Raw genomic sequence first — 14,109 nt, forward strand, 5'->3', positions numbered from 1 at the left:
CAACCATAGGAGCGCACGATGCGGGTAACGATCTTTGGCACAGGTTATGTCGGTTTAGTCACAGGCACCTGCCTGGCGGAAGTGGGCCATGAGGTCATTTGTGTAGATATCGATGCGGCCAAAGTCGACGGTCTGAATCGTGGCGTCATACCGATCTACGAGCCCGGTCTGAAACCTATGGTGGTGAGCAACCATGCGGCCGGCCGGTTGCGTTTCACCACCGACGCCGCGCAGGCGATCGGTCATGGCGAAGTGGTATTCATTGCCGTCGGTACGCCGCCGGACGAGGATGGCAGCGCGGACTTGAAGTATGTGCTGGCGGTCGCCCGCACCATCGGCCAGCACATCCAACGGCCGGCCGTGGTGGTGAACAAATCCACCGTGCCGGTCGGTACCGCCGACAAGGTGCAAGCGGCCATCGCTGAAGAGCTCAAGATGCGGGGCGCCGATGTGGCGTTCCAGGTGGTATCCAACCCCGAGTTCCTGAAAGAAGGCAATGCGGTCAATGACTGCATGCGCCCCGACCGAATCGTTATCGGTGCGCGGGATTCTGCTGCGGTCGAAAAACTCAAGCGGCTGTATGCGCCGTTCAACCGCAACCACGAACGCATCGTGGCGATGGACGTGCGTTCAGCCGAACTGACCAAGTACGCCGCCAATGCCATGCTGGCGACGAAGATCAGTTTCATGAACGAGATCGCCAATATCGCCGAACGCGTCGGCGCCGACATCGAGCACGTGCGCCAGGGCATCGGCTCCGACCCGCGCATCGGCTGGCACTTCATCTACCCCGGTGCCGGTTACGGCGGCTCTTGCTTTCCCAAGGATGTGCAAGCCTTGGCGCGTACTGCCCAGCAACACGGCTACCAGCCGGTCCTGCTGGACGCGGTGGAAGCGGTCAACGACGTGCAGAAGGGGCATTTGTTCGAACTGATCCAGCGCCATTTCGATCGCGGCGAAGACGAAGGCATACGCGGCAAGACGTTCGCGGTGTGGGGCCTGGCTTTCAAGCCGAATACCGATGACATGCGTGAAGCGTCCAGCCGCCGCCTGCTGAAGGAATTGTGGGAAGCCGGCGCCAAGGTGCGTGCGTACGATCCCGAAGCGATGCACGAGGCACAACGCATCTTCGGCGAGCGAGATGATCTGGTGCTGTGCGATTCGGAAGCCTCCGCGTTGCAGGGCGCCGATGCGCTGGTGGTGGTCACCGAATGGAAGCAATTCCGCAGCCCGGACTTCAGCCGCCTGCAGACCACGTTGAAGGATGCGGTGATTTTCGATGGCCGCAACCTTTACGAACCCGCCGAAGTAGAAGCGGCAGGCGTGGCCTACTACGGCATCGGCCGAGGGCGTTCCATCCATGCAGGGTGATCTTCCATCGGACAGCGCGCCATCGAACGGCGCGCCGCTGGACAGCGTGCTGGAACAGCGCCTGGTGGAACTGGAAACGCGATTGGCTTTTCAGGAACATGCGCTGGCCGAGCTGAGCGAAGCCTTGGCCGACGCGCGCGCAGAGGGTAGCCGTACCGCCGAACTGTTGCGGCATATGTTGTCGGACCTGCGCAAGGTCCGCACTGAGCTGTACGCCGATCCGGTGGACGAACCACCGCCGCCGCATTATTGATACGCTGGAGGCGCGCCGGAGCACCTAAGCACCGCCGCGCGCGCCGGTTCCACTTTACGAAAGCAAGCAATGAGCGATTCTCTACGCGACCAACTTCTAGGTCTGGGCTTCAAGCCCGTTCCCAAGCCCGAACGCAATTCTGATCGAAAGCCGGAGCGGAAGCCGGAGCAAAGGTCGGAGCGCAAGCCCGATCGCGCCTCAGATCGCCGGCCGGAACGAAATCAGCAGCCCAGGTCCGACCATCGGCCCGATTCGCGCAAACCCGGCAATGACAGTGGTGCAGGCAAACGGCATCACTCGCAGAAGCCTGGCGGAAAGCCGGCGCGCACCCGCGAGGAGATCGACCTGGCCAAGGCGTACGCCATCCGCGCACAAAGGGAAAAGGACGAGCGCATCGAAGCCGAACGCCTGAAGCAGGAAGAAGCCAGGAAGCGCCGCGAGGCCAAGGCGACGCTGGATGTTCTGCTGAAGGACAAGGCGCTGAATGATCCGGAAGCCGAGATCGCGCGCCATTTTCCTTATGGCGGAAAGATCAAGCGCATCTACGTCAACGAAGCACAGTTGAAAGCGCTCAATGCCGGCGAACTCGGCGTGGTACAGCAGAACGGGCGCTATCTACTGGTCACCGCAGCGGTCCTCGCAGAAGCCGAGGCGGTGTTCGCGCCCAGCGTCGCGCTGAAGGTCGACCCCAACGCGCCTGCCGAAGACGATCCGTATTCCGATCCGCAATACCAGGTGCCCGACGATCTGGTTTGGTGATCCATGAGGTCCGGCCGGGCGGAGATCTGCCTATTGCCTGGTCTTGATGGCACCGGACTGCTTTACCGCCGCCTTGCGTCAGAACTCCAGCGCGGTTTTGAGACGTCGATACTGGCGTACGACGTCCATGACTGCCGCTATGCCGATCTAGCGAAGAAGCTGATGCCGCGTCTGCCGCAAGGCAGACCCTTCGTGCTGATCGCCGAGTCATTCGCAGGACCGTTAGCGATCATGCTGGCAGCGCGACGACCGCCGGGTCTTCAGGCCCTTGTATTGGCAGCCTCATTCGCTTGCGCGCCTGTGGGCGGCGGCAAAAGCCTGGCGGCCTTGATTGATTATCTGCCGGCACTACGGCCGCCACGCTTTCTGCTTGAACATCTGCTGATGGGTGATGGTCGTGATGGTGGTTTGGCCAAACAATTGCAAGACACTCTGGCCGACGTGCCGCTTATTACGTTGAAAGAAAGAGTGCTGGCCGCACTACGCTGCGACGTGAGTGCGGAACTCGCCAGTTTGGACGTTCCGTTGCTTTACCTGGCCGCAACGCGAGACCGGCTGGTTTCCCGCCATGCGGGTGAATGGGTTGCCAAGACGTACGCCAAGACGGAACGCGAGTACGTGGACGCACCGCATTTCGTTTTTCAACTCGCCGCAGAAGCCTCGGCCGACGTCATCTGTGCCTTCCTGTCGCGGCATCCGCCATCTATCGATGGCTCATTTGCCAAAAAAAAAATACGCTACTCGTAACGCGTAGAGCGGAGCTTGCTCCGCTGCTTTTTGCGGGTGGGTCGAAGAACAGCCGAGCAAGCTCGGCTCTACAAGATCGTAGGGCGGAGCTTGCTCCGCTGCTCTTTGCTTGATGCGAGAGAATCGAAGAGCAGCCGAGCGAGCTCGGCTCTAGAAGATCGTAGGGCGGAGCTTGCTCCGCTGCTCTTTGCCTGATGCGAGCGGATCGAAGCGCGGCCGAACAAGCTCGGCTCTACAAGATCGTAGAGCGGAGCTTGCTCCGCTGCTCTTTGCCTGATGCGAGCGGATCGAAGAGCAGCCGAGCGAGCTCGGCTCTACAAGATCGTAGAGCGGAGCTTGCTCCGCTGCTCTTTGCTTGATGCGAGCGGATCGAAGAGCGGCCGAACAAGCTCGGCTCTACAAGAGGCCGCTCACGCATTTCCGGCAGAGTGGACCGCTGCCTGATGGGGCCGCACCAGCCAATGCCATGCGATGACGGCTCCTACCAAAGCGAAACCACCAGCGACGAGGAAGGCGGTATCGCCGCCCAGGCGCCACAACTGGCCTGCGATGAGTGCGCCGGCAACGCCGCCCACGCCGGAAAGACCATAGAAAACGCCTTGTCCATGTCCGTTCATTCGCCCAGGGAAGAAGCGCACCAGCAACTGCATGGCGGAAGCGAAAAATGCGCCAAAGTTCAAGGCATGAGTCAGCTGCGCAAATATCATCACCGGTACGCTATCCGGCCACAGCCCGGTGATCCACCAGCGCAATGCCGCGCTGAGCATCGCAATGGCCATCACCTTACCCGCGTCCCAGCGCAGGAAAATTCGGCTGGATAGGAAGAACACGCCGATTTCCGCCAGTACACCCACCGACCAGAACAATCCCAGCGTCGATGCCGAATAACCGTGTTCGGCCAAGTAGATCGAGAAGAACGTGTAGTAAGGGCCGAAAGAAATCTGCGCCAGGAATGCGGCGGCGAAGAAGGCGATGACCTGGGGTCGCTTGAGCCGCGCACGAAACCCTTCTTGGCCTTCCTGGCTGGTTTCTTCCGGCTGATGGGCGTAGCGGTTGCTGTAGGAAGAAACCAGCAGGCCTGCCAGCAGAGGCAACATCAGCCAGGGCAGCCATGCCACGCCCAGGCGTTCGATCAGCCAACCGTACAGCGCGACCACGGTGATGAAGCCGATGGAACCCCAAACGCGAATGTGCCCATAGCGGTCGCTGCGCTTGTCCAGGTGCGACATGGTGATCGCCTCGAACTGCGGCATCACCGCGTTGTACGTGAAGCAGAACACGCACATCACGATGAACAAACCCGTGAAATCCAGCCGCAACAGGAAAGCGGAGAAGAAGACCACGGACAGCAAGCAGCCACCACGCAGCCAACGGATCGGCCGGGGTGAGCGCGCCGCCAGCGTCGTCCAGATACTGGGCGCGAGAATGCGGGTGGCGTACCACAAGCTCATCAGTACGCTGATCGCCGCAACGGTCATGCCGCGCGACTGCAGGTACAGGCTCCAATACGGCGTAAAGGCGCCCAGCACCGCGTAGTAGGCGAGATAGAAGCTGGCCAGCCGAACCATCGGTATCGGCGCGGCGCCGACCATGGATTCGGCTGATGGCGATGTGGGATCGGTCTTCAAAACGGTCCTTTGGCCGGCAGATTCAGGCATTCGCTGCGCTGAAGCCGCTGTCGCGATGATCGTCCTCGGCTAGGGACAATAGGCATGGAATAGATCCGGCGTCGGCGCTGTCGGCGAGAAGGGCGAGGGGTTCCATTCCGGGTTGACGGTCGATGGGCTCGGATGTGATCGAGGAAAGCGATGGTCAGCAGTCGCCATCTTACGCCGGAGCGGCATGCATCCGCGATGAGTGTCATACGCCTTTCATCGCCATCGCCTTCAATGCAACGGCCACAACCGGTGGCGATCAGGCAGTGAACGACATGGCGCGGAATTGGTTGATCGGGGCATTGACCGCTTTGTTGCTTGGTGCCTCCGCATTCGGCGTTTCGGCGGCGCCGCTGGTTCTGATCTCCATCGATGGCCTTCGACCGGACGATCTGTACGCCGAAGGTAAGGACGCGATGGCATTGCCGAACTTGCAGGCGCTCGTCCGCGAAGGCAGCCACGCGCGCCGGGTCCGTGGTGTGTTACCGACGCTTACCTACCCGAGTCACGCCACGCTCATCACCGGAGTTTCCCCGGCCAGGCATGGCATTGGCAGCAATCTGACGTTCGATCCGGAATTCAAGAACCAGGTGGGCTGGTACTGGTATGCCTCCGATTTCAAAGTCGGTACGTTGTGGCAAGCGGCAAAACTCACGGGGCGGACCACCGCCAATGTTCATTGGCCGGTCAGCGTGGGCGCCCCGGTGGACGCCAACCTGCCGCAGATCTGGCGTACCGGCACCGCAGATGATCGCAAGTTGTTGGCTGCGTTGGCCACGCCGGGTCTGTTGCCGATGCTGGAAGCCGAACTGGGCGCCTACCCGGACGGCATTGATGAAAGCGTTGAAGGCGACGAACGCCGGGTCCGTTTTGCGGCGCGCTTGTTCGAACACCGCAAGCCAGGATTCATGACTGTCTACTTGGCCGGACTTGATCACGAGGAGCATCGCCACGGTGCTGGTTCGACGGAAGCGCGTGATGCGCTGCTGCGTCTGGATCGTGCGGTAGGCGATCTGATCGGTGCCCTGCGCCGCACCGACGCGGACACGGTGGTGGCACTGGTGTCGGATCATGGATTTTCGCCTTTGAAGAAGGACGTCAACCTGTTCGGCGCCTTTATCCAGGCGGGGATGATAAGCGTCGACGCCAAGGCACAAGTAACCGATTGGAAAGCGGCAATATGGCCTTCGGCCGGTAGTGCCGCGGTCGTGCTGCGTAATCCGCAGGACGCTGCGGTGCGCCAGCAAGTGGTCGAGTTGCTTCAAAGCATCGCCGCCAACCCGGATAACGGTATTGCCGAAATACTGGATGCGCAGGGAATAGAAAAGCGGGGTGGCGCACGCGCCGACTATATGGTGCTGTTCAAGACGGGCTACCAGATCGGGCGCGATCCCAAGGCGCCGATGCTCGCCGACAGCACTTACCGGGGCATGCATGGCTATTCGCCAGACTTGCCAGACATGGACGCTGTCTTTGTGGTTGCAGGCAAAGGCGTGCCCAAACGCGCACTCGGCAAGATCGACATGCGCGACATCGCGCCCACCTTGGCGCACGTGATGGGCGCGACCTTGCCGGAAGCGGAAGGTCGATCACTACTGCCCTGAAATGCCTGCTGTCTTTGAAACGTAAGTTCCCAGCCATCGCGCTGTCACGCCTGCAACACACCATCGTCATCGCTTCCGGTTTGGGCGGTGCCGTTCGGCGCCGCTTTCCACTTCCACATCGCCAATGGCGGGCAGCTGCCTGCTTGCCGAAGGCTAGCCTTAAGGAATCCCGCATGCTGAAAAAAACCGTAATTACGCTGGCCGTAATGGCCGCGCTGCAGACCCAGCTAGCGCTTGCGCAAGATAATTCCAGTTCCGGTACTAACGGTGTAGATGGCCAGCAAGATGCGCAGACGCTGGATGCGGTATCCGTCATCGGCCTGGGCGAAACCCGGCAGGTGCAACGTTTGTCGCCGGACCGCATCAAGGCACTGCCGCCGGGCACCAGTCCGCTGAAGCTGTTGGCCGATCTGCCGGGCGTTAACTTCCAGTCGGCCGATGCGTTCGGCGCCTACGAATGGTCTTCGCGGATCAGTCTGCGCGGTTTCAACCAGAACCAGTTGGGTTTCACACTGGATGGCATTCCGTTGGGCGACATGAGCTATGGCAACAACAACGGCCTGCATATCAGCCGCGCGTTGATTTCGGAGAACCTGGCCGGGGCCGAACTGGCCGAAGGCATCGGCGGCGTCAACACGGCTTCCACCAGCAACCTGGGCGGCACCATCCAGTTCTTCTCCGCGGATCCGTTGGCTGAGTACGGCGTGACCCTGGCGCAAACGGTAGGCAGCGATTCCACGCGGCGCACTTATGCGCGCCTGGATACGGGCGACCATCAGGGCTTTGCAATGTATCTGTCGGCGGTCAGTTCGCGCATGGACAAGTGGAAGGGCGAGGGCGAACAGAAGCAGGACCAGGTCAACCTGAAGGCGGTCTACGACTTCGGCGATCATCACGTCAGCCTGCTGGCCAACACATCGCGTCGCGACGAAAACGACTATCAGGATCTCTCGCTGGATTCGCAGCGCCGCCTGGGTTGGGATTGGGACAACTACCGTCCCGATTGGCAGCGAGCGGTGGACGCCGCCAATGGCGTCTTCAATGGTGGCGTCAACAATCTGGATGACGCTTACTACGATGCGCGTGGTCTGCGCGATGACAATCTGATCGGTCTCTCCGGTGATTTCGGCCTCGCCGAGGGCGTGCGCCTGAAGGCCACCGGTTATTACCACAGCAACCGCGGACAGGGCCATTGGTTCACGCCTTACGTACCTTCTTCGGCGACGGTGCCGATCTCGCTGCGCACAACCGAATACGGCATTGACCGCAGTGGTGTGATCGCATCGCTGGACTGGACGCTGGGCAATCACCGCATAGAAGGCGGCTTGTGGCTGGAAGATAACGGCCACACCGTGCAGCGCAACTACTACTTCGTCAACGGCCCAGTGGACGATGGCTATTTCTTCCACGATCCGGACATCCGCCAGTTCTATCAGCGTTTCGACGTCAAGACCCGGCAATTCTTCCTCAAGGATACCCTCCGCCTGCTGGACGACAGGTTGTCGCTGGATATCGGATTCAAGAGCCCGCGCACCGAGATCGATTCGCGTATTCCCGCGGGCACCTTCGTTTCCCGCTATGCCACCGGCACGCTTACCGCCAAGGACAGCTTCCTGCCGCAGCTGGGTGCCAGCTTTCGCCTGAGCGAACACAACGAATTGTTCGCGTCCTATGCGGAGAACATGGCGACATTTCAGGCGGGCATCACCGGTCCTTTCGCCACCACGCAGGTCGCTTTCGATACTTTTGCCAGTCAGTTGGAACCTGAGCGTAGCGAGACAGTGGAAGCCGGCTTCCGGCATTCGACCGATACTTTCCAAGCTTCGTTGGCGCTGTATCACGTGAAGTTCGAGAACCGTTTGCTGACGGTGGCGCAATGTTCCGGCATCCAAGGCTGTCCGTCGGCGTTCGCCAATGTCGGTTCGGTCACCAGCGAGGGCGCCGAGGCCACCGTGGTGTGGACACCGATCGAAGGCCTGCGCTGGCACAACACGTTGTCGTGGAACGAATCCACTTACGATTCCAACTACATCAATGGCACTACGCTGGTAGAGATCGCAGGCAAGCAGACAGTGAATACGCCCAAGGAAATGTTCTCTACCTCGATCAGCTGGTCGCGTGAATCCCTGGATCTGAATCTGGGCGCGAGCTATACCGGCAAGCGGTACTACACCTATTCCAACGATTCGGGTGTGCCGTCGTTCTGGCTGGTCAATGCCGGTGGTTCCTGGAACTTTGGCGACCTCGGCGCGATGGATGAGCTGCGTCTTTCATTGCACGTTACGAATCTGCTGGACAAGGAGTATTTCTCCACTCTCGGTAGCAACGGCTTCGTGGTCTCCGATCCAGCGGGAACGTACGCCACGCTGCTGACCGGAGCGCCTCGCCAAGTCATGCTGACGCTCAGTGCTTCGTTCTGATAACGAAGGCATCGGAGGAGCGGCGCTTGCCGCTCCCACTCTGCGTAGAGCGTAGCTTGCTGCGCTGCTCTTAACGTACAGGGCTCCGGAGACATTCAGCCGAGCAAGCTCGGCTCTACGAAAGGCGCCCTCAGGCAGGCACTGCGTAGAGCGTAGCTTGCTGCGCTGCTCTTAATGCACAGAGCTCCGGAGACAACCAGCCGAGCAAGCTCGGCTCTACGAAAGGTGCCCTCAGGCAGGCACTGCGTAGAGCGTAGCTCGCTGCGCTGTTCTTGATGCACAGGGCTCCGGAGACATTCAGCCGGGCAAGCTCGGCTCTACAAAGGCGCCCTCAGGCAGGCACTGCGTAGAGCGTAGCTTGCTGCGCTGCTCTTAACGTACAGGGCTCCGGAGACGTTCAGCCGAGCAAGCTCGACTCTGCAAAACGCCTGTTCCGGACGACGCCTTTCCGGCAGGATCACTCCGGATCGTAATCAAGATTGGAAGCCAGCCACCGCTCCGCCTGCACCAGATCCACACCCTTGCGCTTCCCATAATCGGCGGCTTGTTCCTTCGATACCCGACCGACAACGAAATACTGGCTTTTCGGATGGCTGAAGTAGTAGCCAGACACGGCGGCGGTCGGCAGCATGGCGAAGCTTTCGGTCAATTGCATACCCGCATTGCGCTCGGCATCCAGCAACCGGAACAGTGTCGCTTTTTCGCTATGCTCCGGGCATGCCGGATAGCCGGGAGCAGGGCGAATGCCGCGGTATTTCTCCGCGATCAACGCTTGGTTGTCCAAACTTTCGTCGGGTTCAAAGCCCCAGAATTCCTTGCGCACGCGTTGGTGCAGCCGCTCAGCCAACGCTTCGGCCAAACGGTCGGCCAACGCTTTCAGCAAGATGGCGTTGTAGTCGTCGTACTCGGCTTCGAAACGGGCCACGTGCTCGTCGATACCGATACCCGCAGTGACGGCAAAGGCGCCGATCCAATCCTGCTTTCCAGAATCTCTGGGTGCGATGAAGTCAGCCAGGCAGAAGTCAGGACGATCCACCGGCTTGTCTACTTGTTGCCGGAGGAAGTGCAATACAGCCTTTCCTTCTCCCTCAGGAAGAAGGGAAACAACCACGTCATCACCCACGCTATTCGCCGGCCACAGGCCAAACACCGCTTTGGCCGTCAGCCATTTCTCCGCGACGATCTTGTCCAGCATCGCGCGCGCATCTCGGTACAGCTCAGTGGCCTGTTTCCCGACCACTTCGTCCGTCAGGATGGCGGGGTACTTGCCCGCCAATTCCCACGCCTGGAAGAAAGGGGTCCAATCGATGTAGTCCAGCAGCTCTGACAATGGATAGTCATCGAATACGGTAATGCCGGGTTGCTTGGGCATCGGTGGCGTGTAGGCATCCCAGCCGCCATCGAATTTTTGTCCGCGTGCTTTCTCCAGCGACACCAGTCGCTTGGCGTCGCCGCGATTGAGGTGGCGCTGGCGGATTTCCGCGTAATCCGCATCATTGGCGGCAACGAAGTTGGCGCGCAGGTCTTTTGAGATCAATGACTGCGCCACGCCGACCGCGCGCGAGGCGTCCTTCACCCACACGGTGGGCGCATCGTAATGCGGATCTATCTTCAGTGCCGTGTGTGCACGAGACGTGGTGGCACCACCGATCAGCAGCGGAAGAGAAAAGCCCTGGCGCTGCATTTCACGCGCTACGTGGGTCATCTCTTCGAGCGAGGGTGTGATCAACCCGGACAGGCCGATCAGGTCGGCGTTCTCCGCGCGGGCGGTATCCAGGATCTTCTGCGTAGGTACCATCACACCCAGGTCGATCACGTCGAAGTTGTTGCAGGCAAGCACCACGCCGACGATATTCTTGCCGATGTCGTGCACGTCGCCCTTGACCGTGGCCATCACGATCTTGCCATTGGACTTGCCTACGTCGCCCGTGCGGAGCTTCTCGGCCGCGATGTACGGCAACAGGTAGGCCACGGCCTTTTTCATGACCCGTGCCGATTTGACGACTTGCGGCAGGAACATCTTGCCGGCGCCGAACAGGTCGCCAACCACGTTCATGCCATCCATCAGCGGCCCTTCGATAACATCCAAGGGCCGTGTGGATAGTTGGCGCGCTTCCTCGGTGTCCTGGTCCACGAAGGCGTCGATGCCATGTACCAGGGCGTGGGCCAGGCGTTCGCGCACCGGCTTGTCGCGCCATGCGAGGTTCTCGACCTGCGCTTCGCCTTTCTTGCCCTTGTAGCGTTCGGCGGTTTCCAACAAGCGCTCGGTGGAATCCTTGCGGCGGTTGAGGATCACGTCCTCCACGCGCTCGCGCAGCTCCGGATCCAGATCGTCATAGATCGGCATGGCACCGGCATTGACGATGCCCATGTCCATGCCGGCCTTGATGGCGTGGTACAGGAACACCGAATGGATCGCCTGGCGTACCGGTTCATTTCCGCGGAAGGAGAACGAGACATTCGATACGCCGCCGGAGATATGGCAATGCGGCAGGGTCTGCTTGAGGATGCGGGTGGCCTCGATGAAATCCACCGCGTAGTTGTCGTGCTCCTCGATACCGGTGGCGACCGCGAAGATATTGGGGTCGAAGATGATGTCTTCCGGTGGAAAGCCGACTTTCTCGGTCAAGACCTTGTATGCGCGGGTGCAGATCTCGACCTTGCGCGCGCACGTATCGGCTTGGCCATCCTCGTCGAAGGCCATCACGACAGCGGCAGCGCCGTAGCGCAGCACCTTGCGCGCGTGTTCGACGAATGCTTCTTCGCCTTCTTTCAGCGAAATCGAATTGACCACGCTTTTGCCCTGCAGGCATTTCAGGCCAGCTTCGATGACGCTCCACTTGGACGAATCCACCATCACCGGAATGCGCGCGATATCGGGCTCGGACATGATCAGGTTGAGGAAGCGGGTCATCGCTTTCTCGGAATCGATCAACCCTTCGTCCATGTTGACATCAAGGATCTGCGCGCCATTGGCCACCTGTTGGCGCGCCACTTCCACCGCTTCCTCGTAGCGCTCTTCCTTGATCAGCTTGCGGAACTGCGCGCTGCCGGTGACGTTGGTGCGTTCGCCGATGTTGACGAACAGCAGGTCGGGTGTAATGACCAGCGGCTCGAGACCGGACAATCGTGTGTAGCGCGTCATGGGTGGCCTTGGATCATGTTGTTTTCGAATAGCTTCTTTGACACGGATAAGATCGGATCAATACGGATGGATCGCCAGGTTGACGTTCCTATCCGTTTTTTATCGGACGTGATCCGTGCATGGAAAATCATGCTGCTTGCGCGAGCGGCTGCCGCAACCGCCGCGGCGGTATGCCGCGAACGGCGTCGGCGATCGCCCTGATGTGGTCTGGCGTGGTGCCACAGCAACCGCCGACGAGGTTTAGCAAACCGGATTGGGCGAACTCCTTCAGCGTGGTCGCCATTTCTTCCGGTGTTTCGTCGTACTCACCGAAGGCATTGGGCAGTCCCGCGTTCGGGTGCGCGCTGACATAGCTGTCGGCGATATTGGCCAACGTCTCCACGTGCTCGCGTAGATCCTTGGCGCCCAGCGCGCAGTTCAAGCCGATCGACAATGGCTTCCCATGGGAAACGGATGCGTAGAACGCTTCCGCCGTCTGACCCGACAATGTGCGGCCGGAAGCGTCGGTGATGGTGCCGGAGATCATCACCGGCAAGCGGCCGCCACGTTGATCGAAGACTTCCTCGATGGCGTACAAGGCAGCTTTGGCATTGAGCGTGTCGAAGATGGTTTCCACCATCAGCGTGTCGGCACCACCATCGATGAGGCCTTCGATGGCTTCCCGGTACGTCGCGCGTAGTTCGTCGAAGCTGGTATTGCGGAACCCTGGATCGTTGACGTCCGGGCTGATCGATGCCGTTCTACTGGTGGGTCCCAGCACGCCTATGACGAAGCGAGGCTTGTCAGGCGTCTTTGCTTCAATCGCATCGCAGCAGGCGCGCGCGACGCGCGCACCTTCCTTGTTCAACTCATAGACCAGGTGTTCCAGGTGATAGTCGGCCTGGCTGACCGAGGTCGCATTGAACGTGTTGGTTTCGACCAGGTCCGCGCCGGCTTCCAGGTACTGGGTGTGCACATCGGCGATCACTTCCGGTTTGCTCAGCAGCAGCAAGTCGTTGTTGCCCTTGAGGTCGTGGCCACATTGCTCGCCATGGACGTGCGCTTCGGCGTGTGTGCTGTCATAGCCTTCTGCGAAACGCTCGCCACGATAGTCCGCTTCTTCCAGGCGATGGCGCTGGATCATGGTGCCCATGGCGCCATCGATGATCAGGATGCGTTCGTCCAGCGCCTTGATCAGCGCTTCGGTGCGTTCGGGTTTTAGCCAGGGTTGCTTTTTCATGGTTTCACCGCGGTCAGTGAGATGACTTCGAAATGGGGCGGCCGGCGCTCGCGCGTCACCGTTTCTGCATTGACGATGTTCAATCCGGCCTTTTCAGCGAACTTGCGCAGCTCTTTGTCGGTAAAGCCGAGATTGACGTGGCCGTACGACTCCACCACGGCTTTGTGTTCGTGCTTGCCCAAACTGCTCAGCAACAACCGGCCGCCACGGCGAAGCACGCGGGCGGCCTCGGCCACGGCCTGTGCTGGTTTGGCCGCATAGGTCAGTGCATGCATCAGCACCACCAGGTCGAAGCTGTTGTCCTTGAACGGCAGCGCATGCATGTCGCCTTCACGTACTTCCACGTTCGGGAAACGCTGCAAACGCTGCCCGGCGGCCGCCACCACGCGGGCGCTGGTGTCGACGCAGACGTAGCGCTTGGCGTGCGGCGACAGCAGCTCGGCCAACACGCCATCGCCCGATGCGATGTCCAGCACGTCGCCGGTTTCCAGCAGGGGCAGGGCGGTCCGCGCCAACGCCTCCCAGGTGCGCCCGGGTGAGTAGTGGCGTTCCATGTCGCCGGCTACCGAGTCGGCCCAGTTCTGGTCGGCCGCGCGGCTGGCCAGTACCGCGGGCACGCGTTCGGCGTCCTGGCGCAACAACGGATCGTCGCTGCCTTCCTTCAGGCTGCGCCACAATTCGCGCTGGGCGGCATCCAGGTTGTCCTCGTCAAACCGGTAATAGGCGGAAACACCGGCGCGGCGATCACGGACCAGGCCGGCTTCCTTCAGTTTGGCCAGGTGAGTGGAGACGCGCGGCTGGGCCAGCTGGGTGATGGCCGAGAGCTCGGCTACCGTCAGCTCCTCACGCGCCAGCAGTGCCAGCAGACGCACGCGGGTCGCGTCGGCAAAGACTTTCAGCCGGGTCGACCAGGCTTCCAGATCCATAAATATCTTC

At 60.7% G+C, this 14,109-nt stretch carries 10 protein-coding genes; 6 read left to right on the plus strand and 4 right to left on the minus strand.

The genetic code is table 11. The annotated features are described in order from the left end of the window. Positions 1-18 precede the first annotated feature (18 nt). From AADW18_RS01365 to AADW18_RS01380, 4 genes are all read left to right on the plus strand, one after another. Positions 19-1,371 (plus strand): UDP-glucose/GDP-mannose dehydrogenase family protein, encoded by a 1,353-nt coding sequence (locus AADW18_RS01365; RefSeq protein WP_337341550.1) that lies wholly within the window; start codon positions 19-21, stop codon positions 1,369-1,371. Beyond that, positions 1,361-1,624 carry a SlyX family protein gene (locus tag AADW18_RS01370; protein WP_337341551.1) on the plus strand — a complete coding sequence of 88 codons (264 nt, stop codon included), beginning with the start codon at positions 1,361-1,363 and terminating at the stop codon, positions 1,622-1,624. Before AADW18_RS01365 ends, AADW18_RS01370 begins: the two co-directional genes overlap by 11 nt. Before the next feature lie 69 nt (positions 1,625-1,693). After that, positions 1,694-2,383: a DUF2058 family protein gene (locus AADW18_RS01375; protein ID WP_337341552.1), complete on the plus strand. Its 690-nt coding sequence runs from the start codon at positions 1,694-1,696 to the stop codon at positions 2,381-2,383. Between the two features lie 33 nt (positions 2,384-2,416). Beyond that, positions 2,417-3,130 carry an alpha/beta fold hydrolase gene (locus tag AADW18_RS01380; RefSeq protein WP_337341553.1) on the plus strand — a complete coding sequence of 238 codons (714 nt, stop codon included), beginning with the start codon at positions 2,417-2,419 and terminating at the stop codon, positions 3,128-3,130. A 410-nt stretch (positions 3,131-3,540) separates the two neighbouring features. Here AADW18_RS01380 and AADW18_RS01385 read toward each other — a convergent pair whose 3' ends face one another. After that, the gene (locus AADW18_RS01385; protein ID WP_337342096.1) at positions 3,541-4,722 is read right to left on the minus strand and encodes an MFS transporter; all 1,182 of its coding nucleotides are present in this window, start codon (positions 4,720-4,722) and stop codon (positions 3,541-3,543) included. A 188-nt stretch (positions 4,723-4,910) separates the two neighbouring features. Here AADW18_RS01385 and AADW18_RS01390 point away from each other — a divergent pair, with 188 nt between their 5' ends. Both AADW18_RS01390 and AADW18_RS01395 read left to right on the plus strand, forming a co-directional pair. After that, entirely contained in the window at positions 4,911-6,389 is a 1,479-nt protein-coding gene (locus AADW18_RS01390) for an ectonucleotide pyrophosphatase/phosphodiesterase (protein WP_337341554.1), read from the plus strand. A 173-nt stretch (positions 6,390-6,562) separates the two neighbouring features. Then, entirely contained in the window at positions 6,563-8,809 is a 2,247-nt protein-coding gene (locus AADW18_RS01395; protein ID WP_337341555.1) for a TonB-dependent receptor, read from the plus strand. Between the two features lie 457 nt (positions 8,810-9,266). Here the strand turns inward: AADW18_RS01395 and metH are convergent, their stop codons facing one another. The 3 genes from metH to AADW18_RS01410 all read right to left on the minus strand — a co-directional run bounded on the left by metH (position 9,267) and on the right by AADW18_RS01410 (position 14,099). Beyond that, positions 9,267-11,984, minus strand: coding sequence for a methionine synthase (gene metH, locus AADW18_RS01400; RefSeq protein ID WP_337342097.1), 2,718 nt, complete (start codon positions 11,982-11,984; stop codon positions 9,267-9,269). A 97-nt stretch (positions 11,985-12,081) separates the two neighbouring features. Then, on the minus strand, positions 12,082-13,173 hold the full coding sequence (locus AADW18_RS01405) for a homocysteine S-methyltransferase family protein (RefSeq protein WP_337341556.1): 1,092 nt from the start codon (positions 13,171-13,173) through the stop codon (positions 12,082-12,084). After that, entirely contained in the window at positions 13,170-14,099 is a 930-nt protein-coding gene (locus tag AADW18_RS01410) for a metalloregulator ArsR/SmtB family transcription factor (protein WP_337341557.1), read from the minus strand. Before AADW18_RS01410 ends, AADW18_RS01405 begins: the two co-directional genes overlap by 4 nt. Positions 14,100-14,109 lie beyond the last annotated feature (10 nt).

This window comes from Pseudoxanthomonas sp. CCNWLY206-1 (assembly GCF_039710385.1).
Lineage (GTDB): Bacteria > Pseudomonadota > Gammaproteobacteria > Xanthomonadales > Xanthomonadaceae > Pseudoxanthomonas_A.

Bases quoted from the DNA above. Each gene is read 5' to 3' on its own strand.
- AADW18_RS01395 (WP_337341555.1), top strand. From the start codon at position 6,563: ATGCTGAAAAAAACCGTAATTACGCTGGCCGTAATGGCCGCGCTGCAG.
- AADW18_RS01375 (WP_337341552.1), top strand. From the start codon at position 1,694: ATGAGCGATTCTCTACGCGACCAACTTCTAGGTCTGGGCTTCAAGCCC.
- AADW18_RS01365 (WP_337341550.1), top strand. From the start codon at position 19: ATGCGGGTAACGATCTTTGGCACAGGTTATGTCGGTTTAGTCACAGGC.
- AADW18_RS01405 (WP_337341556.1), bottom strand. From the start codon at position 13,173: ATGAAAAAGCAACCCTGGCTAAAACCCGAACGCACCGAAGCGCTGATC.
- AADW18_RS01410 (WP_337341557.1), bottom strand. From the start codon at position 14,099: ATGGATCTGGAAGCCTGGTCGACCCGGCTGAAAGTCTTTGCCGACGCG.
- AADW18_RS01390 (WP_337341554.1), top strand. From the start codon at position 4,911: ATGGGCTCGGATGTGATCGAGGAAAGCGATGGTCAGCAGTCGCCATCT.
- AADW18_RS01385 (WP_337342096.1), bottom strand. From the start codon at position 4,722: ATGGTCGGCGCCGCGCCGATACCGATGGTTCGGCTGGCCAGCTTCTAT.
- AADW18_RS01370 (WP_337341551.1), top strand. From the start codon at position 1,361: ATGCAGGGTGATCTTCCATCGGACAGCGCGCCATCGAACGGCGCGCCG.